General features: G+C 44.1%; 20 protein-coding genes. 7 read left to right on the forward strand and 13 right to left on the reverse strand.

The window, feature by feature from the left end:
• Positions 1-13 precede the first annotated feature (13 nt).
• The 8 genes from VPNCDNU1_RS01520 to VPNCDNU1_RS01555 form a co-directional block, all read right to left on the reverse strand.
• Positions 14-643 (reverse strand): CAP domain-containing protein, encoded by a 630-nt coding sequence (locus VPNCDNU1_RS01520; RefSeq protein ID WP_104398713.1) that lies wholly within the window; start codon positions 641-643, stop codon positions 14-16.
• Between the two features lie 150 nt (positions 644-793).
• The gene (locus tag VPNCDNU1_RS01525) at positions 794-1801 is read right to left on the reverse strand and encodes a substrate-binding domain-containing protein (RefSeq protein ID WP_104398714.1); all 1008 of its coding nucleotides are present in this window, start codon (positions 1799-1801) and stop codon (positions 794-796) included.
• Between the two features lie 12 nt (positions 1802-1813).
• A complete protein-coding gene (rbsK, locus tag VPNCDNU1_RS01530; protein WP_104398715.1) occupies positions 1814-2731 on the reverse strand; it encodes a ribokinase in 918 nt (305 codons plus the stop codon).
• A 157-nt stretch (positions 2732-2888) separates the two neighbouring features.
• Entirely contained in the window at positions 2889-3767 is an 879-nt protein-coding gene (gene rbsB, locus VPNCDNU1_RS01535) for a ribose ABC transporter substrate-binding protein RbsB (protein WP_104398716.1), read from the reverse strand.
• Between the two features lie 82 nt (positions 3768-3849).
• Entirely contained in the window at positions 3850-4833 is a 984-nt protein-coding gene (gene rbsC / locus VPNCDNU1_RS01540; RefSeq protein WP_104398717.1) for a ribose ABC transporter permease, read from the reverse strand.
• Positions 4830-6335, reverse strand: coding sequence for a ribose ABC transporter ATP-binding protein RbsA (rbsA, locus tag VPNCDNU1_RS01545; protein ID WP_104398718.1), 1506 nt, complete (start codon positions 6333-6335; stop codon positions 4830-4832). Before rbsA ends, rbsC begins: the two co-directional genes overlap by 4 nt.
• Positions 6336-6376: 41 nt before the next feature.
• The gene (gene rbsD / locus VPNCDNU1_RS01550; RefSeq protein WP_104398719.1) at positions 6377-6796 is read right to left on the reverse strand and encodes a D-ribose pyranase; all 420 of its coding nucleotides are present in this window, start codon (positions 6794-6796) and stop codon (positions 6377-6379) included.
• Positions 6797-7177: 381 nt separating this feature from the next.
• Positions 7178-8065: a LysR family transcriptional regulator gene (locus VPNCDNU1_RS01555; protein WP_104398736.1), complete on the reverse strand. Its 888-nt coding sequence runs from the start codon at positions 8063-8065 to the stop codon at positions 7178-7180.
• A gap of 133 nt (positions 8066-8198) precedes the next feature.
• Between VPNCDNU1_RS01555 and VPNCDNU1_RS01560 the strand changes: the two genes are divergently transcribed.
• From VPNCDNU1_RS01560 to VPNCDNU1_RS01575, 4 genes are all read left to right on the forward strand, one after another.
• The gene (locus VPNCDNU1_RS01560; protein ID WP_104398720.1) at positions 8199-8894 is read left to right on the forward strand and encodes an aspartate/glutamate racemase family protein; all 696 of its coding nucleotides are present in this window, start codon (positions 8199-8201) and stop codon (positions 8892-8894) included.
• A gap of 17 nt (positions 8895-8911) precedes the next feature.
• Positions 8912-10165 (forward strand): dicarboxylate/amino acid:cation symporter, encoded by a 1254-nt coding sequence (locus VPNCDNU1_RS01565; protein ID WP_104398721.1) that lies wholly within the window; start codon positions 8912-8914, stop codon positions 10163-10165.
• 177 nt (positions 10166-10342) lie between these two features.
• Entirely contained in the window at positions 10343-11329 is a 987-nt protein-coding gene (locus VPNCDNU1_RS01570) for a zinc-dependent alcohol dehydrogenase family protein (RefSeq protein WP_104398722.1), read from the forward strand.
• Positions 11330-11517: 188 nt separating this feature from the next.
• Complete coding sequence (locus VPNCDNU1_RS01575; RefSeq protein ID WP_104398723.1) at positions 11518-12054, forward strand: nucleotidyltransferase family protein; 537 nt, start codon at positions 11518-11520, stop codon at positions 12052-12054.
• A 70-nt stretch (positions 12055-12124) separates the two neighbouring features.
• Here VPNCDNU1_RS01575 and VPNCDNU1_RS01580 read toward each other — a convergent pair whose 3' ends face one another.
• Both VPNCDNU1_RS01580 and VPNCDNU1_RS01585 read right to left on the reverse strand, forming a co-directional pair.
• A complete protein-coding gene (locus VPNCDNU1_RS01580; protein WP_104398724.1) occupies positions 12125-13207 on the reverse strand; it encodes a rhomboid family intramembrane serine protease in 1083 nt (360 codons plus the stop codon).
• Positions 13208-13209: 2 nt separating this feature from the next.
• Positions 13210-13782: a hypothetical protein gene (locus VPNCDNU1_RS01585; RefSeq protein WP_104398725.1), complete on the reverse strand. Its 573-nt coding sequence runs from the start codon at positions 13780-13782 to the stop codon at positions 13210-13212.
• Between the two features lie 173 nt (positions 13783-13955).
• On the opposite strand from VPNCDNU1_RS01585, the gene VPNCDNU1_RS29240 reads away from it, so the two are divergent.
• Positions 13956-14087, forward strand: a complete 132-nt coding sequence (locus tag VPNCDNU1_RS29240; RefSeq protein ID WP_272897560.1) for a hypothetical protein — start codon at positions 13956-13958, stop codon at positions 14085-14087.
• Positions 14088-14090: 3 nt separating this feature from the next.
• On the opposite strand, the gene VPNCDNU1_RS01590 is transcribed toward VPNCDNU1_RS29240, so the two are convergent.
• The gene (locus VPNCDNU1_RS01590; protein WP_104398726.1) at positions 14091-14969 is read right to left on the reverse strand and encodes an NAD(P)-dependent oxidoreductase; all 879 of its coding nucleotides are present in this window, start codon (positions 14967-14969) and stop codon (positions 14091-14093) included.
• A gap of 917 nt (positions 14970-15886) precedes the next feature.
• Between VPNCDNU1_RS01590 and VPNCDNU1_RS01600 the strand changes: the two genes are divergently transcribed.
• A complete protein-coding gene (locus VPNCDNU1_RS01600) occupies positions 15887-18430 on the forward strand; it encodes a dermonecrotic toxin domain-containing protein (protein ID WP_145959427.1) in 2544 nt (847 codons plus the stop codon).
• A gap of 399 nt (positions 18431-18829) precedes the next feature.
• Here VPNCDNU1_RS01600 and VPNCDNU1_RS01605 read toward each other — a convergent pair whose 3' ends face one another.
• The gene (locus tag VPNCDNU1_RS01605) at positions 18830-19546 is read right to left on the reverse strand and encodes a YebC/PmpR family DNA-binding transcriptional regulator (RefSeq protein WP_101111804.1); all 717 of its coding nucleotides are present in this window, start codon (positions 19544-19546) and stop codon (positions 18830-18832) included.
• Positions 19547-19657: 111 nt separating this feature from the next.
• Positions 19658-19867, reverse strand: a complete 210-nt coding sequence (locus VPNCDNU1_RS01610; protein ID WP_104398728.1) for a DUF3283 family protein — start codon at positions 19865-19867, stop codon at positions 19658-19660.
• A gap of 1237 nt (positions 19868-21104) precedes the next feature.
• Between VPNCDNU1_RS01610 and VPNCDNU1_RS01615 the strand changes: the two genes are divergently transcribed.
• Positions 21105-22964, forward strand: coding sequence for a M4 family metallopeptidase (locus tag VPNCDNU1_RS01615; RefSeq protein ID WP_104398729.1), 1860 nt, complete (start codon positions 21105-21107; stop codon positions 22962-22964).
• Positions 22965-23295 lie beyond the last annotated feature (331 nt).

Below are 23295 nucleotides of genomic sequence, written 5' to 3' on the forward strand. Positions count from 1 at the left end.
AACTCTGGCTTAATTACTTTGCCGCACCGAATACCTGTGTCCAATAATAACGATATTCAGCGTCGCTGTTTTCAACCATGGCAGCACCTACTTCCTTAAACCCAGCTCGCATGATGTTTTCGCAGTGCCCTTTACTCGACATCCACCCTGCCATTACATCATGAATATTGGTTCGCCCTGCTGAAATATTTTCACCGACGTAATTTCCGGCATAGCCTGCATCTTTGGCTCGATCTGCTGGTTTTTTGCCATCCAATCCATCGTGGTCAAAAAAATTGTAATTTGCCATATTAGACGAGTGCACATGTGCCGCTTCGGTCAGTTGTGTGTTCCAAGTAAGAGGTGCTACGGCTGGCATGCTCCTGCCCCCGCATACCTGAGAAGAAGCCCGATACCCATTGATCACTTCAAGCATTTCTTTGGCAAAGGCTTCTTGCTCAATGGGTGGCTTTGTTGGTTTTGTTGTAGGCGGTTGAGTAGTGGGCGGTTTGCTCGTGGGAGGCTGAGTTGTTGGTGGCTGAGTTGTGGGTGGATTAGTCGTTTTCCCTCCCGTTGATGTGCTCGAACTGTTGTCACTACCACACCCCGCTAGAACGGATAAAGAAACCGCAAGTAAAGTACCTGTTTTTACACCATATAACATAAAATTCCTTAGCTTCTGGATTAGAGAGTCCCGACGCTAAACGGAAATTTATAAAAGTTAAACAGGCAAACAGCATTACTGATTAACTGTTTTCAGAGCACTGACATTACGCTGAAATTGTGAGAAGTAATCTGAGGAAATGGACTGTTTTTAACCAATAACATCGACGCTGTTTCTAACCACCAATGTTGGCTCTAACTGCACCACTTGAGGCTCTGTTGTCTCTTTCTCCAGTTTCTTGAGCAACGTCTCGACTGCCGCTTTCCCCAAGCTATGTTTGGGCTGGTGAATAGTAGTAAGTGGTGGCGTCATGAACTTTGCGATATGAATGTCATCGTAGCCAATCAGTGACACGTCTTCTGGGATTTGAATACCCATTTCATGTGCAGCGTTGATTGCGCCCATAGCCATCATATCGTTACAAACGAATATGGCACTCGGCAACGGTCCTTTTGCCTGCATTTTCTTGAAGGCTTCATAGCCCCCTTCACATTCAAAATCCGATTCAATGATCCAATCTGGATTGAGCGCTAACCCTTCCTCATTCATTGCGCGTTTATAGCCTTCGTACCGCATTTGCGCCTGATGTTTGGCTAACGGTCCGGTAATGCAGCCAATATTTTGGTGCCCCGATTCGATCAAGTGCTTCGCCGCCATGTAACCACCGCGTAGGGAATTATCTTGAATTTTATCACTAGCAAACAGCATAGGTCCCCAATCCATCACCACCACAGGAATATCAGGGTAGCGTTCAAAAACGTCGATCTTCTCCCCTTCAAGGGTGGAACACATCAACAATAAGCCATCGACACGCCTTTGCAGTAACGTATCGATAGAGGCTTTCATGCGTTCATTATCGCCTTCGGTATTACACAGAATGAGGTTGTAGCCCTTTTGATAACAACTGCGTTCGACCCCTTTAACGACTTCGCCAAAAAAAGGGTTGGTAGACGTTGTCACCAGCATACCGATGGTTTGAGTACGATTGATTTTGAGGCTACGCGCCAAAGCTGAGGGCGCGTAGTAATTGAGTTCTTTGGCGGCGTTGTTGACACGAAGCGATATTTCTTCGCTGACATAACGAGATTTATTTATGACATGGCTAACAGTCGATGTAGAAACCCCTGCGAGTTTTGCTATGTCTTTCATCGTTGCCATGCAGTTCTCCGTTTAATGGTCAGCAATAAATGCCTCGACTTCTTCACGAGTCGGAATTGATGTTTGCGCTCCGAAACGAGTAACGGAAATGGCTGCCGCAGCATGCGCAAACTGGATAGCTGATTCTAAAGGCATATCTTCTAATAAACCAGTGACCAATGCCCCATTAAACGTATCTCCTGCAGCCGTTGTATCCACTGCGTCCACACGGAATCCGGGGACTGATTCACCTCGCCCATTCTGGCTCAGCCATACGCCTTTCGCTCCCAGCGTAATCATAACGATTTCGATGCCCTTTTTGTGTAAGGCATCCGCTGCTCGCTGCGCAGATTCATCGTCGGTAACCGTGACTCCCGTTAACACTTCTGCCTCAGTTTCATTTGGAGTTATTACGTCGACACATTCAAGCAAACTGTCTGGTAATTCACGGGCGGGGGCAGGGTTTAAGATAACGTTGGTGCGGCTTTCTTTCGCGATTTGAGCGGCTTTTTCAACTCCATCTAATGGCGTTTCTAGCTGCATTAATAAGAAATTCGCACTGCGAATCTGCGCCAAATTCGGCTCCAATGCTTGTGCGGCTAATTTTGCGTTTGCCTCGGCAGACAAACAAATGGTGTTTTCACCACTATCTGAGACTTGAATCATGGCGATGCCCGTAGGGCAGTTGGGCTGTACTTGAACACCAGAAATGTTGATGCCATCCGATTGGAAGCTTTCACGTATATTGATGCCAAACGCATCATCCCCCACACACGCAATAAAACCGACGTCGGCTTTCAAACGCGCGGCAGCAACCGCTTGATTGGCACCTTTGCCACCGGGAATCACCTGATAATTCTCCCCGTGCAGTGTTTCTCCTGGTCTCGGAAAAGAAGGGACTTGAAGAACGTGGTCTGCATTAACACTACCTAAAACCACTAACTTATTCATACGGTTGTCCTTGATTCAATTTGAACGGTTTGAATGTCATTATGATACAAAAATGAAAAGACCTTAGGGTCTGTATTAGAAGATGCCCCCTCCTCCAATGACAGGAGATTTAAGAAGAAGAGGGCAACATATTTTCTATTTGAGCCTATTTTTTACGTTACTTCGCCACAACTTTTAGCGGTACAGGAATGTACGCTTTCACTTTCCCACCGTTTAGCACTTTAACGGCATTTTCTACACCGAGTGCGCCGATCATATCAGGTTGTTGGGCGATGGTTGCCGCAAGCTTGCCACGGTTAACCGCCGCGATACCATCATCTGTGCCGTCGAAACCGACGATCATCACATCTTTACCTGATGTCTGCACGGCACGTAGCGCACCCAGTGCCATCTCATCATTTTGTGCGAATACCGCTTGTACATTCGGATTGGCAGCAAGCAGGTTTTCCATAACATTCAGCCCTTTAGTTCGGTCAAAGTCCGCAGGCTGACTTGCTAGAAGTTCCATCTGGCTGCCCTCTACCGCTTTTTTGAAGCCTTCACCACGCTCACGCGCAGCCGACGTACCTGCAATGCCTTCAAGCTGAATCACTTTCGCTTTCTCGCCCACTTTTTCAACAATGTAGCGCCCAGCCATTTCACCACCTGCCACATTATCGGACGCGATATGGCTGACGACTTCACCACGGCTTGCGCCTCGGTCGAGAGTTAAAACTGGAATATTCGAACGGTTAGCAATGCGAATGGCGTTGGACACGGCATCAGAATCCGTTGGATTAATGAGGATGGCTTTCACTCCGCGAATGGTTAAGTCTTCGACGTTCGAAAGCTCTTTACTTGGATCGTTTTGAGAGTCCAATACGATCAGTTTGTAACCAAGCTCTTCCGCTTTGGCTTCCGCGCCATCTTTCATCGTTACGAAGAATGGGTTGTTCAGTGTTGAAAGTACAATCGCCAATGTATCTTGTGCCTGTGCCGATACCGACACAGTTGAAGAAAGCACAGCAGCAGAAATAAGGGTTGCAAGTTTTTTCATTGTTATCGTCCTTTTTGTAGGGTTGTCACCAAAACCGTGGGGGTTGTAAGTTCTCCCCAGTCACGATCTGTGTTGAGAAGAATTACTTGTTTTTGTTGTCTACCAGTACTGCCAGAAGGATCACCACAGCTTTTGCTATCATTTGGTAGTAAGAAGACACATCTAATAGGTTCAGAGCGTTGTTTAAGAAGCCGATAATCAGCGCACCAATTAACGTCCCCATGATGCGACCTTTACCGCCCATAAGGCTTGTGCCACCGAGCACAACAGCGGCAATCGCATCGAGCTCGTACCCCATTCCTGCGGTTGGTTGAGCAGAAGATAAACGTGATGTCACAATGATGCCGGCCAACGCCGCCAACAGACCACAAATCGCATACACGCCGATTTTTACGCGATCCACATTGATGCCAGAAAGACGCGTCGCGGATTCATTGCCACCCAAAGCGTAAACATAGCGGCCAAAACGCGTGTGATTGAGCAAATACCAAACCGCAGCAAACACACCCACCATCAACCAAACAGGAACAGGTATACCTAACGCGTACCCCGTACCAAACCATGCAAAGGCGTCCGCGGTGTCGGTAAACCCTGCAGAAATTGGGCGACCATCGGTGTAAACCATGGTCACACCGCGCAGTAATGTCATTGTTACCAGCGTCGCGATAAAGGCTTGAACTTTCCCTTTAGCGATAATGATGCCGCTAATGGCTCCCAGTGCAGCACCAGCAAACAAAGCGGTAGGTACTGCAATAAGTACGGGAACTTCAATCGCAATTAGGCTGGCTGCAAATGCGCCGCACAGCGCCAGCACGGAGCCGACACTCAGGTCGATGCCCGCCGTTAAAATAACCAGTGTCATCCCCACGGCAATAATGGCGTTAACCGATGTTTGGCGAAGGATGTTAAGAATGTTGTCTACAGTGAAAAAATTCGGATTTAAAAACGACACCACCACAATCAAAAGCAGCAATGCAATCAGGGATTTTTGGTCGATTAGCCATTCTTTACTAAACAGTTTCTTGCCACTTTCAGGAGTGGATTTATCTAAGGTTTTGGTGCTCATGCTGCTTCCTCATTGATTTTCTTGCCTACTGCACACGCCAGCAGCTTTTCTTGGTCGGCGTCTTTGGCATCAAACTCACCACTGATGCGCCCTTCATGCATCACTAAAATGCGATCGCTCATGCCCAGCACTTCTGGCATTTCTGAAGAAACCAAAATGATGCTCATGCCTTCGCTTTTGAATTTATTGATAAGTTGATAGATCTCTTTCTTGGCCCCCACATCGACACCACGGGTGGGTTCGTCGAGAATCAATACCTTGGGTTTGGTCATTAGCCCCTTGGCAATGGCGACTTTTTGCTGGTTACCACCCGATAAATTGCCAATAATTTGGTCGCGCGTTGGGGTTTTGATGTTGAACAGCTGAATGAAATCTTCCACCGCTATGACTTCGTCACTGTGTTGGATCTGCACGCCTTTGGTCAGTTGGTCCAACGCACACAGAGACATGTTCTCTTTTACCGACAACCCAAGCACTAAACCGTCGCCCTTTCTGTCTTCGGAAATGTACGCGATGCCATTTGCTAAGCCGTCTTGAGGGGTCACTGGGTTGATGGTTTTGCCATTTAAATTGATAACGCCGCGCTCACTAGGCAACGCACCGTAAATCACTTTCATTAATTCGGTGCGTCCTGCCCCCATTAGCCCAGAGACACCAAGAATCTCACCTCGATTGAGCGCAAAGTTGATATCGTGCACCCCCGCTCCCGTTAAGCCGCGAACCTCTAAACATACGTCTCCATGGTTAACGTCAACTCGTGGGTATTGTTCTTCCAATTTTCGGCCGACCATCATCTCGATGAGTCCGTCTTCATTGGTATCGCTGACTGCACATTCACCGATGAATTTGCCATCACGTAAAACAGTTATGTCGTCACAGATTTCAAAAATCTCTTTCAATCGATGAGAAATGTAAACAATGCCGCAGCCTTGATCTCGCAGTTCATTAATAACGCTAAACAGAGACTCGGTTTCCGTGTCGGTAAGCGCATCGGTCGGTTCATCCATGATGATGACTTTGGATTCAAACGACAGCGCCTTAGCAATTTCAACCATCTGTTGCTCGCCAAGGCTTAAGTCGCCCAGCAAGGTTTTTGAGCTGTGCTTTACATTTAAGCGAGCCAGTAAAGCGTCAGCCGCTTCGTACATTTTTCGCCATTGAATGCGCCCAAATTTATTGGTCTGCTCGCGCCCCAAAAAGATATTCTCAGCAATGGTCAGTTCAGGAATGAGGTTCAACTCTTGGTGAATGATGCTGATGCCCGCTTGCTGAGAATCTCGTGGCCCTTTAAAAGCCGCAGGCTTATCTTGATAGCGAATGGCACCTGAATCTTTGGAGTAAATACCTGTTAGCACTTTCATCAGCGTTGATTTACCAGCACCGTTTTCTCCCAGAAGCGCCATAACGCGCCCCGGATACACTTTTAAGCTCGCTTTATCCAATGCTTTAACGCCCGGAAACGCTTTTTCGATATCGCTGAGTTGTAAAATGGCTTGGGTCATAATCTGTCCTCAACATTGAGGGGTTAAAAACATTGGAGGGGCTAAAAAACCACACCTGCCTGAAAAATCACATTTGCGTAAGGTGTGCATTCGCCAGTGCGAATAACGGCTCGGCTTTGATGCGTACGCGTTTTAAATGCTTCATGGGAAACATAGTGGATAGCGATACTTTTGCCTGAGTTCTGTTCTTCTTTCTTCAATTCCGCCACCAACATGTTGTGATGTTTTGGGCTAATTTCTGCAAATTCATTGGCGATAATAACGCCCTCTACTTGGCACTCAGACAACACCGCTTTAACCGTTTCCAAAAACTGTGGTACGCCGTGCGTCAGTGCTAAATCGATTCGCTGAACCGCTTCTGGAATCGGCAAGCCAGCATCACAAATCGTGATTTCGTCGGTATGGCCTAACGTGGCAACCAGATACGACAATTCTGAGTTGATGAGGGTACTTTTCTTCATTTTCACACCTTAAATGGTTAGGTGAATTGCCCTAATTCGTAGCTAAAAATCATAGAAAAGATGCAAATAGCTCTAATCTTCTGGCAAATATCACCATCTACATATCTATAGCTACGAGCTATTTATGTTGGTTTTCTTTATTGTTAGAAAACTCATCGAAACGTTTCGATGACTGTATCGCTAAAATTTTTTTTTGCATCACAGCGGCAATTAATGTGTGATTTTGATCTTCCAAATAAGGAAATGAAGATGGGAAAAAGTGAGGGCGATCACTGAGGATTTAAACGAAACGCCCAAAGAGAATACATAAAATTAGCGAGTCACATAAAATGAACGGGGCAGATAAATTTTTTAAGCACCCATACCATTGGCTTAAAACGCTTAATCACGCGCTGCTAGTTCTCTTAACCCATGCCAGATATGCTCTCCCGCTTTGTGCAACCTCGCTTGATAACGGTAAGCATAGAAAGATATGGGGCAAATCAGATCGTCCGTCCCTATTACGGTAAGCTCGTTGTTTCTCAGTTCCTTTTGAATGGCGTAATCTGGCAGCCACGCAATACCCGCCCCGTTAAGCACTTGAGTTTTTAGCAAATCCGTCATGGACGACGTAAATACCACATCTAAAGTGGAGTGAGGGCGCACTTTTTCAACCTGTCTTCCCATGTACGAATTCATGCTGTATGCCAAACAGGGGATCGTTTCTTGGCTTTCCAACTGGTAAATCGCTTGCCCATTTTCGTTACAAGCACACACAGGCAACAACTTGGCATCGCCCACTTTCAAGGACATATAAGGCGGTAGCCTTAACCTTTCATCATCGAAAGCGAGCAAAATATCGCACTCTCCTTGTTGCAGCGCTTCAATTGCTCGATCCACATCGATCGCCTCTACGCTCAGCACTGGCTTGATGCTTTCACTGTTTCTCATTGTGTGTAGCTTAGGCACCAAACTGCTTGCCAGAGAATGCGCCGCCGCTATTTTGACAACATTGCCATCAAGCCGTGATATTCCCAGCAATTGATCGACGGAATCGGTAATTTGAATCAATAAATTTCGGGCTGACGTTCGGAATACTCGCCCGCTTGGGGTCAACTCAATGGGGACTTTACTTCTATCGATTAACTGTGCACCCAGTGTTTCTTCGAGCGATTGAATCCTTCGGCTAAATGCTGGCTGCGTCATGTTTCGAAGTTGAGCCGCTTTAGAAAAGCTTCGGCATTCGGCAAGCGCTTCAAAGTCTTCTAACCATTTACTTTCTATATTCATACGCTCCCCTACTTTATCTCGACCTGAACTTACATTATGCATAATTTGCATAATGCAAAGAAACTCGGCATTTATCAAACGATCTCTCGTGGCGTAGATTAGTTCCATGCTTACTAGTATGAATAATATCAGAATGGACAGAGTTATTGGTGTTCTTGGTGGTATGGGACCGCTTGCTACTGCCGAGTTTATGAAGAAGGTCATATTACACACACCCGCCAGTGTTGATCAGGAGCACATCCCTATGCTTATTCGGAATATCCCACAAGTCCCTGATCGTACAAATTTCCTGATGGGTTTTGGGACCGATCCTTTCGCCGCGCTTGAACATGGTTTTGGAGAGCTACTCAAGGCTGGGGCAACGTGCATTGTGATCCCTTGCAATACGGCTCATCACTGGTACGAGCGCCTCATTCATGACAGGCATGTTCACACCATTAGCATTATCGAAAGTGTTGTTGAACAAGCTATCTCTCGTGGTTTTCAACGCGTTGGCATACTGGCCACCGATGCCACTATTCAAACCAAGTTATACCAATCTTCATTAGGGCTGCATGGCATTGAAGCGCTAGTCCCTAACCACTGGCAGCAAACGGCAGTCATGGAGGGGATTAAAGCGGTGAAATCTGGGCATTTGAATGTGGCCACCAATATTATCGAGCCCATTTTTGACGAATTGGTAAAGCGCGGTGCTGACGCAGTGATCTTGGGGTGTACAGAGATCCCTGTTGCTCTAGAAAGAATCGAACAAGAAGTGCCTGAGAAATGCTTGGACTCTTTAGAAATTTTGGCCCAAAAGTGCGTACTTTGGGCTAAGTCATCGGCATAAACTAAATTGGAATTACTATGGATAGGTCAAATAAAATGGACGTTTCATCCCCTGAAAAAGGGATCACACTCTGGAAAAAAATCTTTATTGGTATGCTTTGCGGCATCGTTGTTGGCATTGTGGTGGGGTCTGATGCAGTACTACTAAAACCCATTGGCGACATTTTTCTGAATGCGATAAAAATGCTCATCATTCCTCTGATATTTTGCTCTCTCGTTGTGGGTGTTACCGCGATAAGCGACACTCAAAAAATGGGGAGAATTGCAGCAAAATCAATCGGTATATATCTTTTAACTACGGCTCTTGCGATCAGCCTTGGCTTGATCGCTTCTTCACTGATTTCACCAGGGGTGGGGTTAGAAATGAACCTTTCCTCCGCACAAGTCGCTTCCAAATCTGAGCCTTCGTTTTTGGACACCTTGATAAACTTGGTGCCTAAAAACCCCATTAGCGCTCTGGCCTCTGGTAACGTTTTGCAAACCATTGTTTTCGCCATTGGTCTTGGGATAGCACTGTCGTTGAGTGGTGAAAAGGCAAAGCCTGCGGTTCGAGTATTCGAAAGCTTGGCTGAAGCCATGTACAAACTCACCTCACTGGTTATGAAGTTTGCGCCCTACGGTATTTTTGCGCTTATTGCTGTGGTGGCTGGGCAATATGGATTGGATATTTTACTGCCGCTTATCAAAGTGATTATTCTGGTGTACTTATGCTGCATCATACAAGTATTAGTGGTGTATTCGGGCATTTTAAAGGTCGTAGCAAACCTAAGCCCTATTCACTATTTGCGAGCTTTAGCTAACCCTGCGGCCGTTGCGTTTACCACGACCAGCAGCTCAGGCACATTACCTGTAACCATCCGTACAGCCCATGAAGAGTTGGGCGTGTCCCGCGAAATTTCGAGCTTTGTATTACCCCTTGGCGCAACGATTAATATGGATGGTACAGCTATTTATCAAGGTGTGGCGGCCATATTCATTGCTCAAGTCTTTGGTGTTTCATTGGATGTGCAGGATTACCTCATGATCATTATGACCTCGACGTTAGCATCGATAGGTACGGCAGGCGTTCCTGGGGCTGGCTTGATCATGCTGTCTTTGGTTTTGTCCACGGTAGGGTTACCGCTGGAAGGGCTTGCGATTGTCGCTGGCATCGACCGAATCCTAGATATGGCGAGAACCAGCGTGAATGTGTGTGGCGATCTTATGATTTCGGTGTTAATCAGCAAAAGTGAGAAAGGATTGGATACTTCTGCCTATGAACGCTCTCGTTAGGCTATACCCCAATTAACCTCAAGCTAGATGATCCAGTGCTTCATCTTTGTAAGAGGTTAGTTGGGGTAAATTATATAGAAAAAGTAAAAACTTATTATGCTTTTCTATGCATTATCAATCTAAATAAGAAACTTATACTGATTGTGTTTTGAATTTTACTGCATAGAGGCAACCGATATGAAAGCAATGACCATTCGCGATTTTGGTGATGTAGACGTCTTTGAAGAATCCGAGCTAACTCAACCTAAAGCGACGCCAGGACATGTCCTCGTTCGTGTTGCTGCATCAAGTGTGAACCCTGTTGACATGATGATTCGTGAAATGGGTAAAGACCTGCCGTTTTCTCCTAAAACACCTGCTGTACTGGGAATGGATTTTGCGGGCACAGTCGAAGCCATTGGTGAAGGCGTCAGCGCTTTTAAGGTCGGTGATGAAGTATATGGCTGCGCTGGCGGTTTGGCCGATATTCAAGGTAGCCTAGCGGAATATATGGTGGCAGATGCACAATTGATTGCACACAAGCCTAAAAATTTATCAATGCGTCAAGCGGCTGCCTTGCCTCTTGTTGGTATCACAGCATATGAAGGATTAATGCGTGCAGGAATCAGCCAAGGACAAAAAGTTTTGGTCCATGGTGGAACGGGAGGCGTTGGTCATATCGCGCTTCAACTTGCGAACTACTTTGGCGCAGAAGTTTACGCCACAGGATCAAGTCGAAAAGCCGCATACATCGAAAAACTGGGTGCCACCTCCATTGATTTTAACGACGAGACTGTTGATGAATATGTGGAAAAATACACACAAGGCAAAGGCTTTGATCTCGTGTACGACTCTGTAGGCGGTCCTAACCTGAATAAATCTTTTGAAGCAGCTAAGCTCAATGGTCAGATAGCAACAACGTTTGCATTGGTTGAGCAGGATCTTAGCTTGGTTCACATGAAGGGCTTGTCTTTGCATGTAGTATTTATGCTGATTCCTATGATTTACAATCAAGATCGTTCATCACACGGTGACATTTTGGCGAAACTTGCATCCATTGCTGAAGCCGGAGCCTTAACGCCGACTTTGGATGAAAAAGTATTTACGATGGCACAAGTAGGTGACGCTCATACTCACCTAGCAAGTGGTCAAGCAATTGGCAAAGTTGTCGTTGATATCGAATAGCCATTAACAAGCTCATCTGCTCTTCACGCAATAAACTGGATTGCCGATAACCAAAACTTGAGGCAATCCATGCTCCATTTTGCTAGATTCGCGTATTGGTTCAACCCACATTAAGTTACGTATGTCTGGCTCAATATCCAGCGAGGACAGCTACGTATATAGGCAATTATGCATATGAGCAACAACACATGAACGCCATTATTGAACTCCTTAAACGCGATCCTATACGGCAGAAAGCATTAGAGACGGTTGCTGAACTTAAACTTCCTCAATGCTATTTGGCTGCTGGATTTGTTCGGAATTTAGTATGGGATCACCTGCACCAAAAATCGGTGCCCACGCCACTCAATGATGTGGATGTGATTTACTTTGATGCAAAAGAGCGTGATTCTGAGTTGTACTTAGAGTACGAAAATGTGCTCGAAGCCCGTATGCCCATGCTCAATTGGCAAGTGCGAAATCAAGCCACAATGCACACTCGCAATGGCGATTTACCTTATAAAAGTTCGGTGGACGCAATGAGCTACTGGCCCGAAAAAGAAACCGCAGTAGGGGTAGGGATTGGCGAAGAAGGGCAGTATGAACTTGTCTCGGCGTTTGGCTTCGACTCACTGTTTGATTTGAAAATCACCCATAATACGAAGCGCTCTTTTGCCATATTTGAACAACGTATCGCTAATAAAAACTGGCTTAAACAATGGCCCAAGTTAGAAGTTAATCGATAAGAATAACTCCCCAATATCAAGCAAAGGCTGCGTAAGAACGCAGCCTTTGTGCTTTTAGGCCAATCAACCGTTATCGCTGAATCTTCACCGCATCGTGGCTGAGCAAGTTAATCATTGGGTTGTCCGCCAGTACTCGCTCTTTCATCCAGTAAGCCACAAGCAAACCGGCGAAGAAGCCTCCCAAGTGTGCAGCATAATCCACACCCTGATTCGCCATGATCATTCCAAAGAGGTTAAACCCTAACCATATGACAAAGAAAATAATCGGCGAGATTTTCTTTTGGAAAACAACAATCATGAACGTCAAGCTTGCGTGTCGGAACCACAACAAATAAATACCAAAGAAGCCCGCTATCGCACCACTCGCGCCAACTGATGGGATCAAGCCATCCATATTGGATGCAAAACTTACCAATGAGGCAGCAATACCACAGAAGAAGTAGAGAGCAAGGTACTTCTTATGCCCTACGGCGTCTTCTATGTTGTCTCCAACCACATACAAAAAGTACATATTTCCAGCCAGGTGCATAAAGTCACCATGCAAGAATGTGGCAGTCACGAGTGTCCATAATTCTCTTCCCGCCAAGATATCCGCAGGCGTCATTGCAAGATGTTCAATAACCCAATCGGTAGTTTCGTAACTGAATGCATACAGAGAAAAAATGATGCAATTAAGGGCGATGATGATCCAGTTACACCAAGGTAATGTCTTGGGTTTTAGGTTGTATTCGACAGGCATTTGAGTCAAAAATTGAAACAGATACGTCTTCCAGCTGATTTTTTGGTTCAGTTCACCTAATACGTTACGGAGTTCAGGGCTACGCTCCACCGCTTCCAATTCATCTTTATCAATCCAACTTCCGTCACATGAACGGCAAATGTCGATTTCATGTTGATAGCTTTGCAATAAATGGTGGCGTTCCATTGGCTTGGCACAATCTGGACATAAGTATTCCGATTCACCCAATTCTTCACCAAAATGCTCGCTGTAACATTCACCTATTGGGCCATCATTGACTTCATCGATCAGTCGGTTCACTTCGTTTTTTTCAAACCAAAGCCCACCACACTCTAAACAAATATCAATTTCTTCACTCTCGTATTGTGTGGCTTTCAATTGGGAGTTATCACATTTTGGGCACTGCTTAGTCATAGCTATTGACCTCCTTTGATTGCGCCTATCACGACACCATTTTTAGCCAACTCCGTTTTAAGCTGATTGGCACTTTTTGCAATATTCGGTAACGTTTCATTTTTCATATCATCGACCAACAATTGCAGTTGATCGCCAGCGTATTTTGCGCCTAACCTGCGCGCCATTGCTCTATCTAAAATGTCTTCTGATTTGGCATAAAAGCGACGAGCAGCCGTTAGTACTTCATTTGGGGTTTCCAACGTGGTTGGGTTGTATTTCATCGTTTCCCAAATGTACTTACTCATATCTGGGCGATTGTCTTTCATTTCTTGTGCTGGCGGGTTTCGAGAAAGGTAATCATTGATATAAGCCTGCAAATCGTTGGTGTTGTCCGTAAGCTCATCATGCAGTGACATGCGAAGATAGTAGTTATCTTCCATTTTACTGTAGGTATCAAAGGTGAGCGCCTGCTGCAAACCACTCTGGGCCGCGAGGTAAACACCGACAATGGTCGACACAATCATAAACATTTGATTGAGCCAAAAGCCTGAGCTTCTTAGCTCTTTATTATCCAACTGCTCTTTAAGTTTCAAAACAACGTCCTTTACTTTTTTATTCGATATTCATTCTTACTTTGCTCAATACACGACTGAGCGCAACTGAGTGAATAAATACTAAATAAAACAAGATATTGTTAAATGACAAATGTAAGAAATGTTGAAATAAAGCAGGGGAATTTCAAAAGAAATGGAGGAAGCTCGCATAAGTGAAACGTTGGGAGGAGTGTCACCATGAAAATCACTTCAAGAAGCTGACTTGTGGCACGGACATCGTGCCACGTAAAGGGCGTCTACCGTCAGCGACTGTAGAGCCTGAACCAAGGTATTCGAATTTGTAAAACTTAGCCTTTCTCGGCTTCACGACGCACCGCTTTTAGCAATACCGATGTGTCCATTCTACCTTCACCGGATTCAGACAGAGCCTTATAAGCGTTATTGGTTTTCTCGGTCAATGGCAGTTGAAGCCCTTGCTTATTGGCTTCATCTAGACAGAAACCTAAGTCTTTGATCATCCAATCAATGGCGAAACCAAAATCGAATTTGTCTTGCGACATGGTTTCGGCTCGGTTCTCCATTTGCCAAGATCCCGCTGCGCCATTCTTCAAGCAATCAACCAAAGTAGGTATGTCTAGCCCCGACTTTTCAGCCAGAAGTAACCCTTCGGAAAGACCATTAAGCACACCAGCAATACAGATTTGATTGACCATTTTTGCGCGTTGCCCTTGCCCTACTCTTCCCATCAAAACGGAGGACTTGCCATAGGCATTAAATATTGGCTGTAGCGCATCAAACAAAGCTTGGTCGCCGCCACACATGATGGTCAGAACGCCATTTTCAGCCCCTGCCTGCCCGCCCGATACCGGAGCGTCCATAAATTGAATACCTGCGTTCTTCGAAGCCGTTTCCAGTTCTTCAGCCAATTGAGCAGACGTGGTGGTGTGGTCGACTAAAATCGCGCCTTGCTTCATGTTCACTAGTGCGCCAGATTCGCTGGTCGTCATACTACGAACATCGTCGTCGTTACCCACACAGGTTAAGACAACGTCGGCTTCTTTCACGCACTCGGCAACGGTTTCTGCAATGTTACCTTTGTACTTTTCCTGCCAAGCCTGCGCTTTAGCAAACGTTCGGTTGAATATGGTAACTTCAAAACCTGCACTCACTAAGTGTCCAGCCATGGGAAAGCCCATCACACCTAATCCGATAAAACTCACTTTCATTATAATTCTCCTTACTTCACTAAATTCTGGCTTTCTGGTCAGTCTATTTATCTCACTAAATATACCAAGTAACCTCAAAATGCTTGGTTCAGCAAGAGTTAACTGGTTTTCAGACAAGGCACCAATATGAAGATCTAGGGTCTGCTGACCTTTCGAGATGATTTTTGCAGCAATTTGTGGTTTTTTTATACAAGGCAGAGCTCATTCGGTGTAGTCGCTCTACATCAATGAGCGATAACGCAGTAGAAAAAAGCCACAAATGCTGCCCGAAGGGTTCGACTAGGCGTCCCCGTTCCCATGCCTTTTACTCTTTGTTGCAAGGTATTTGCTTAGAATTACTAGGCTACACACCTTGCGCCGCGATTAAAAGGAATAGAACTCGAACAAAATTTAACCACGAAAGGTCAACAGACCCTAGTCATTCTAAATCAAGAATCGGTAACGCAGTATGAAAGACAGTTAAACTCGCTCTTGGTCGAATGACCTGATCTTAGAACGCGTAATGCGCTCCCTACTTTACATTCTTATCCAGAACTCAAATTACTTATCCCTGTGATAAAGCGTGTTTAATATTAATATTACTTACTCCATAGATCAGTAACTTAATAATAAAATTGACATTTTTAATGTAAATATCAACTCGCACTCTATTGATGGTAATCATTACAATTAGACTTGAGTGTGGAAACAAAATCACAATAGACAGATAAAATCGGAAATAGAAAATAGTATTTTATAAATTGAAAGAAGATCAATTAATGGGATCATTCCCATTGAGTCATTTCAATAACCCTATACTCTCTCCAATGCATGTAACCTAAAAAATTAATCAAATATAACCAGATAGTTAATAACCGTTTGCCTACAAAAGCTGTCTGTCGTTTGTATTTTTAATCGAACTGAAATTGGTGATGAAAGTGTTCAAAACTTCTTCTATATACAAATCCATTGTTTACAGCCTAACTATCGCGCCTGTATTGATATCAACGCCATCAATCGCGACCTCTCTGACTGGGAATGAACTCAATTCCACGATTGTCGAAACCTCTATGCTGCAACGCCAAAATCAAGAATTAAGCGCGTTATGGAAATCGCACGCGTTGACGGACTACGCCGATTTACTGGCCGACATTCCTGACCCAGCGAATATTGCACGGAAAGTACTCAAGCAAAAATACCCAGAAATTGATCCGGACGGTACGTTCTACGTGTACTTCGGTGAAGAAGGGCGCTCTGCTCACAACTTCCTAGGCTGGGATCATTTCACCCCTATACACGCCATGACAATGACGCAAGCAGCCCTAATTGATACCTTCTCTTTAAGCTCGCCTGATGTATTAAATTCAGTAAGCGGATTTTATACCGTTGGCGCTGGCGCAAAAATCTACGACAGCACCAACCTAGTGAGAGTCTCCCCAAAAGACGTAGCCAAAACGGTTTGGGATGCCGATTTACAAACACAATTTGATGATGAAGTAGAAAAATTCTGGAACAATAACCTTGGAAAGTTTGTTTCAGCATCTAAAGACGCATTCAGAGTTTCAGGTTATAGCGCATTCCAGAAAAACCAAATCTCACACTCTGCACTGACGATGATTCAGGACGTTTTAAACCATAACGCTTCCGTCAATATCTATCATATGGATATTTATGGTTACTCTTCCCCTGACATTTTATGGATCGAGCCCTCCACTAACCAGGGGAGTAATCTCCTTTATATTCCTGGGGCTAAAGAACCCTTTATCGAAGTCTCCTCGCTAACAGAACTAAGAGGAAAACTGGTTACTGACCTTAAAAGTACAGCGAATCGAACCGCGTTAGCAGAGCACTTTAGTATCTACGATCGTCAGGATGGCACCTCATATTCAGGGGTCAATAGCGCCCTAAAAGGGATCGCGAATGGTCAATGGGCGTCTAGCTATATTATGACAAAGCATTCTCGTATTAACGAAGACACTTTCCAAAGCGTTGCGAAAGCGGTTATGGCTCGAAACATCAGCGACGGTGACATGCAGATTAAGTCCAACAGCGAAGTCACTCGTGATACCGCCCTAAGGACCATAGGCGCAATTATAAACTTACTCCCTGCCATGCAAATCGTCGAACCTGAAATCAGTATTCCGCTCGATCTGGTTATCTTAAATGCAACCAGTTTGGGGTTAAACATCAACAAAGCTGTTACAGGCGACACAGAAGCCGAACGAAAAAAAGGGGCACTTGGTGCCGGATTAGACAGCGGTTTCCTTGCCGCTAGCATCTTTCCCGCCGCCAAAAAACTGAGCCGATCAATAAAGACATCCGCATCTCAATTACACCCAACAGGCAATGTAGCAGACATCATTGAATCGAGTGTTCCAGCTGAGTACGATCGATTGAACGTTGGAGATAACCCCGTGGTGGTTACCCACCCTCAAACGCAACAAGAGCTGTACATTGTACGTTTGACGGACACCAAACGAGTTGTCGCTATGCGGCGTACACCTTCTGGAACGTTTATTGAAACTAACTTTGAATCCGGGCGGGATATTGCCAACAGCAGAATAGTAGAGACAACGGATCCCGTGACCAATCGTCGCCAATTCCTCGATAAGGGCGGCTTGTTAGGCGGTGGGAAACGAGGCTTTAAGTTAAAACTAAGTGCCATTGATCCTAATGTCATTCCAACAGCCAGTACAATTGAAGATGGTTACAGCATAGACAAGCGTAAACTCATTGCTGATTCCAATGGCGCTAACTACTTCCATGGTAGCCGATCGTCCAGTTTACTGACGTTCAAGCTAGGTTCGGAGACCAATGGCGCTATTGAGCCAATGGGCCAACTCATTGAAAAGCGCGTATTTCCATTTTCTGGCGAAGCAGGAAACTCGTTGGCGGAAAATGCCGCCAATAGAAACCTAGTTTCTGTCGTCACACTTGATGAAGCAGGCTCAGCCTACGACTATGCAACGAACACGAGCCGAGCAGCGAAGTTCAATATAGACGTCGCGACAAATGAAGCGATTGAGAACGAGTTAACGTTAAAGCAATACTCTGTATCCCCTAGCATTATTGACGATATTAAAGCGGGTAACGCGTACGCACCTCTGGATGGAATTCAGAGCGAAGTCGCGGATGTGGCTCGCGGAAAGCTCGCTTTAAATAACAACCGTGTTGTTCGATTCAACGGACTTGCGCCAGCGGAAAAACAACTTGTCCAGGAGGAGTTTCCCATTATGTATGGATTCGAACCTTCCGAGTTCAACATTAAGCCGATCCATTCTGACATAAAGGGAGAGTTTGGGGTTCAGGGAGGTGTACAGATGAACGAAATCAAAGTGATCTACACCATCGTAGACAAGGTTAGTGAAGTGTCAGCTTATCTAAATGACAATAACATCCACATCCCAACCAAAAGCTTTGAAGACATTCAGTTTAACGCAAATGAAGGAGCGGCAGGGCTGAGCAATAACCTTTTACGATAGCGGTGTTCGCAACCCGTACCTTCACACTATTTGAATTCGATGAAATGAACGTGACAATGACAAATTGGCGAACGAAAGACACATCGTTTGATTCGGTCAAAACACGACAGCATTGAAATCAAACCCAATCGTGCCCGGTAGGATCCTCTATCGGGTATTATTCGCATTAAGTAAAAGCACAGAAATCAGGTTAATGACTTTGAATCTGGACATTAAAATGAAGGCAAGTGAGAGAAGTTATGGACTAGGCTAAGGACTTGTTTAAGAAACATAAAAAATCCGAGTGTTAAAATAACACTCGGATTTTGGCATCTTTGGAGGATCGTTCAACCCATCATTTTTCTCTTAACTAATCGGCATTAAGCACTTAGGCTCGGTTTCTATCAATTAAGGCTGATATTACAGTTCAGCGTTATGGTAAACCTGCTGTACATCGTCACACTCGTCTAGCATGTCCAAGAATTTTTGGAACTTCTCTGCATCTTCACCTGCGACTGGCGTGTGCGTTTGTGGGACAAACGTAATTTCTTCTACATCCATGGTCAAATCAGGGTATGCGCCTGTTAGAGCTGTCTTCGTTTTAAAGAATTCAGTATGTGGCGCAAAGACTGTAATCACACCGTCTTCCAACTCAACATCGGTAACGTCTACATCGTCCATCATTAGTGTTTCTAAGATGATTTCGTCATCGTCGCCTTTAAACTGGAATACTGCTTGGTGATCGAACATGTGAGAAACAGAGCCTTCAACACCAATTTTCGCGCCGGTTTTCACAAAACACTGGCGAATATCTTGGAAGGTACGGTTACCGTTATCCGTTAGGCAATCTACGATCACGCTTGTACCGCCAGGTCCAAAACCTTCATAGCGCGCTGGTTGGTAATCTTCACCGCCACCACCGTTCGCTTTATCAAGGGCTTTATCGATTACGTGCGCTGGCACTTGGTCTCTTTTCGCTTTGGTAATCAGATGTTTAAGCGACAGATTCATGTCTGGGTCTGAACCACCGTTTTTCGCGCATACGTAAATTTCTTTACCGTATTTGGAATAGACTTTAATTTTTGCGCCTGCAGTTTTTGCCATAGAGGCTTTGCGCACTTCAAAACTTCTTCCCATCGGGATGTTCTCTCTGATTCAATTAATGCGAAAGATTGTATACCCAAACCAAGTCAAGATGCTAGATTCAGCAAGATTTGCTTGGCTTTGTTAGGTTATACAATGGGGCGACTAAGCCACACCCATAACTCTTTTATATTTTGCTACCGACTGTTCGAATAACTCGACTTCTGATTCCAGCCTCAGTTTCGATTTGTGCTCAACCAGTACTTCAGGACCCGCCTGAGCTTGCTTGATTTTCCACACCAAAAACGAAGCTTGCTTGTCGATTTCTATTTCATTTTTCTCTTCAGAAGGAAGGAGCGAAAGGTTAAACGACATAGTAAGACCTGCATCGATAGTTTTAAAGGGCAAGAATATATCACAGCCTAAGCCTTTAGGTAGAGAGTTACAGGGGAATTCAAAAAGAAAAGTGACTGGAATCAAGAATGGAGGCGCAATATTGAATTCGTAATATGGGTGGGTTCTCCAAACCCAGTGACTCCAATACATCTTGGTTTTTTAACAATGGTTGTAAATTAAAGGGGGTCACCTTTCTTGAGGCAAAACCACAGATACCAATATTATGCGAGACAGAGCCCAGATTATGCGAGATGGAATCCAGTGGTATGTATCCGATAAACAAATCAAGAAAGTGATCATTTTTAGTTGTCTAGGCTTGGGAAGGTGCCTGAACATGAATTTGGTATCGAGAAGGCAGACAATAAATTGTTCTAAGTGAAGTGCAAGAGACAATACAATTTCCTATATATGTTGCAAACATAAAATCAAAGTCTTTAGGACCGGTTTGAAACATGATCTGGGATTTTTCCTTTTAATTAAATAATAAATCTAATACTTTCCATTAAATTATGTAATGGTAATAATCCAATTGTTGAAATGTTATTACATACCATCCTAAAAATTATAGATAATAATATTAAATACATAGATTTAAATTCAATACTCACTCAATTTAAAATAAATTTAAAATCTCTCACCTGAATTACGATCACATTTCACCTAGTATTATTTATTGAAAATGACGATCTTTATTCACCTTTCTAAAAGAAAAGTCAGTTTTATTAACAATCAATAAGTTAGAGCATTAACTCTAATCTTAAGCTCATCGAAACATGTTAAATTATACCTAAAATACATATAGTTAGCTAAACATTCTCATCGCTATTAATATTGTCTCACATTCATTCCTTGCAACTCTTGTCATCTGGTAAGTCTACGCTAGTAACTTATTTATCAACAAAACTGAACTCCAATACTATCAAGTCCTGCCGAATAATATTGCTAAGAAAATTTTCTTGCACACATATTCTCATTCAAATTTCAAGTACCAGAATAACCTCCGACTAGAGACGTTTGTAATAAAACTCACGTTTTATAAAATAATAATCACTTGGTTAGCAAGCCAATAAAGAATAAGGCTTCAACGCCAAGTAATAAAAGAATAGTCACTTAGAAATTGAGTTGTATTCCTTACAGGCACACTCATAAATAATTAAAAGATTAGCAGTCCTACTTTCTCAAAATTTAGGACCCAAATAGCAATAAGGATAAAAGAATGAATACTAAAATTGGACTTATTCCCTTGCTGGTCGGTATGGCTTTACCAACGACTGCACTTGCACAAGTGGATATTAATAACATCACTGAATCTGGACGCCCTACGTTTGCAGTTGGTGCATTGGGTGCCGCACAACTTAATGCTGATGTGGAAACATTGAAGCACTACCTAGCAAATACCCCTTCCTACAAATCCACAGGTAACGAAGAATTTGTTGTAGAGCGCCAATGGGTCGACGAACTTGGCAAAAAGCACACCGTATTTAACCAAACCATTGATGGTATTAAGGTACACAACAGCCGAATTACGTTGCATACCGATGTCACACTTGGAAAAGGTTTTGCTCCTGCGAATGAATCTATCTACGCCGTGTCAGGAACGGTCGCGGTTCCGACAACTTCACCCGCAACATTTGCACCTATACGTATGAGCAATGATGGCGGTATACAAGCAAAATCGGTCGTTGAAAGCATTGGCGATGTCGTGACAGAGCCAGAGCTGGCTTACGTGTATCTTCGCGATATTGACGATACGAAATTAGCTTGGCGTATGGAAGTTAAATTCTTCCAAGGATCTGGGCATTCTTTCGGACACGATCTGGTGTACGTAGATGCGCTTACTCATGAAATATTGTCCCGTGAAACATTAATCCATCGAGCTAAGAACTGGAAAACACACACGTTAGATGGAGGAGACTATTTCAGCGGACCAGGCAGGCTACTTTGCGCTAACCAAGAAGACTGTGGCAATAATATATCGGCTCAACGAGCACATGATGGTGCGTCGACAGTATATGACTATTACAAAGAGAGACATAATCGAAAGGGTTTAGATGATCGCGATATGACGATGATTTCGAGTGTGGATCTGAATGAAGCGAATGCGGCTTGGTATTTAGGGCAAATGTTCTACGGTAAGTCCAGCACAGGCGCTGATTACACAACAGATTTCGATGTCATTGGTCACGAATTTACTCATGGCGTTATCGATTCTACTGCCGATTTGATTTATCAAAACGCATCAGGCGCGTTAAACGAAGCGTGGGCCGACATTCTAGGGATCTCCGCAGAAGCGTACAAAAATGGCAAAACAACCTCTACTTGGTTGCTAGGTAACGAACTGTATCAAACGCCTGGGCAAGCGTTGCGCTATATGAATAATCCAACTAAAGATGGGCGCTCTAAAGACTGGTATCCAGAGCGCAGACCTTTTGTAAAAAATCCAGATCAGAGGCTTAATGACAATGGTTGGGTTCACCTGAACTCAGGTATTGCAAACCTTGCCTATGTTTTGTTAGTTGATGGCGGCTCCCATCCACGTGGCAAGTCGGACGCGGTTGTTGATGGTATTGGTTTACTTCAAGCGGAAAAAGTATTTTACCGCGCTCTCAACACCTACATGGGTCCAAACACTAATTTCCCTGAAGCTCGTACGGCAACAGCTCAAGCGGCGGCTGACCTATATGGTCAACGTGCAAAGCACTCTGTTGAAACGGCGTGGTGTGCGGTTGGTGTAGGTGAGTGTCCAGCAGCAATACCAACATCGGAAAAGCCAGCATCACTTAGTGAAGCAGTAAGTGATATTTCCATTCCTTTGAACGAGTGGAAGCACTACACACAAGAATTGGGTGAAGGCTATTCAAAAATGACGATTAAGGCAGAAGGTGGCTTGGGTGATGTAGACCTATACGTAACCTATGAAAAGGAGTCGACAGCAACCGTATTCGATTGTGAGTCAAATGCCATATCCAACTCTGAAGAATGTGTCATTACAAATCCGAAAAAAGGGCTTTGGCATATTGATTTATACGGCTATGAAGCGAGTTCCGGTGTCACGCTGACACTGACCGCTGAATAACCCTATTCAAGAAAGGCAGTAATTGCTGTCTTTCTTTTCATCCTGTTAACCTCGCATGTTAGTTTTTAGGTATACCTAAATCATATAAATTGTTATTTAATAACATAACAATTTAAATGATTATATTTAGGGCAAACGTTTAAATGAAGAAACAACTATTTATCTCTTATTAATAATGAAGAGAAAATATAATAATCGCATGATCTTATTTGAAGTGTGATCACATTGAAAAATGCAAGTTTTCGATAAACCAAGATCCCTGCCATGTTTCTATTTATTAGTAGATAATTGGTAAAATTAAAGTATTTACTCTAAATTAAATTTAATCACC

Source organism: Vibrio penaeicida (assembly GCF_002933855.1).
In the GTDB taxonomy this organism is placed as follows: Bacteria; Pseudomonadota; Gammaproteobacteria; order Enterobacterales; family Vibrionaceae; genus Vibrio; species Vibrio penaeicida_A.

What these genes read in the sequence shown, in the direction of transcription:
- VPNCDNU1_RS01520 (WP_104398713.1), bottom strand. Translation starts at nt 643, where the DNA reads ATGTTATATGGTGTAAAAACAGGTACTTTACTTGCGGTTTCTTTATCC.
- VPNCDNU1_RS01525 (WP_104398714.1), bottom strand. Translation starts at nt 1,801, where the DNA reads ATGGCAACGATGAAAGACATAGCAAAACTCGCAGGGGTTTCTACATCG.
- rbsK (WP_104398715.1), bottom strand. Translation starts at nt 2,731, where the DNA reads ATGAATAAGTTAGTGGTTTTAGGTAGTGTTAATGCAGACCACGTTCTT.
- rbsB (WP_104398716.1), bottom strand. Translation starts at nt 3,767, where the DNA reads ATGAAAAAACTTGCAACCCTTATTTCTGCTGCTGTGCTTTCTTCAACT.
- rbsC (WP_104398717.1), bottom strand. Translation starts at nt 4,833, where the DNA reads ATGAGCACCAAAACCTTAGATAAATCCACTCCTGAAAGTGGCAAGAAA.
- rbsA (WP_104398718.1), bottom strand. Translation starts at nt 6,335, where the DNA reads ATGACCCAAGCCATTTTACAACTCAGCGATATCGAAAAAGCGTTTCCG.
- rbsD (WP_104398719.1), bottom strand. Translation starts at nt 6,796, where the DNA reads ATGAAGAAAAGTACCCTCATCAACTCAGAATTGTCGTATCTGGTTGCC.
- VPNCDNU1_RS01555 (WP_104398736.1), bottom strand. Translation starts at nt 8,065, where the DNA reads ATGAATATAGAAAGTAAATGGTTAGAAGACTTTGAAGCGCTTGCCGAA.
- VPNCDNU1_RS01560 (WP_104398720.1), top strand. Translation starts at nt 8,199, where the DNA reads ATGGACAGAGTTATTGGTGTTCTTGGTGGTATGGGACCGCTTGCTACT.
- VPNCDNU1_RS01565 (WP_104398721.1), top strand. Translation starts at nt 8,912, where the DNA reads ATGGATAGGTCAAATAAAATGGACGTTTCATCCCCTGAAAAAGGGATC.
- VPNCDNU1_RS01570 (WP_104398722.1), top strand. Translation starts at nt 10,343, where the DNA reads ATGAAAGCAATGACCATTCGCGATTTTGGTGATGTAGACGTCTTTGAA.
- VPNCDNU1_RS01575 (WP_104398723.1), top strand. Translation starts at nt 11,518, where the DNA reads ATGAACGCCATTATTGAACTCCTTAAACGCGATCCTATACGGCAGAAA.
- VPNCDNU1_RS01580 (WP_104398724.1), bottom strand. Translation starts at nt 13,207, where the DNA reads ATGACTAAGCAGTGCCCAAAATGTGATAACTCCCAATTGAAAGCCACA.
- VPNCDNU1_RS01590 (WP_104398726.1), bottom strand. Translation starts at nt 14,969, where the DNA reads ATGAAAGTGAGTTTTATCGGATTAGGTGTGATGGGCTTTCCCATGGCT.
- VPNCDNU1_RS01605 (WP_101111804.1), bottom strand. Translation starts at nt 19,546, where the DNA reads ATGGGAAGAAGTTTTGAAGTGCGCAAAGCCTCTATGGCAAAAACTGCA.
- VPNCDNU1_RS01610 (WP_104398728.1), bottom strand. Translation starts at nt 19,867, where the DNA reads ATGTCGTTTAACCTTTCGCTCCTTCCTTCTGAAGAGAAAAATGAAATA.
- VPNCDNU1_RS01615 (WP_104398729.1), top strand. Translation starts at nt 21,105, where the DNA reads ATGAATACTAAAATTGGACTTATTCCCTTGCTGGTCGGTATGGCTTTA.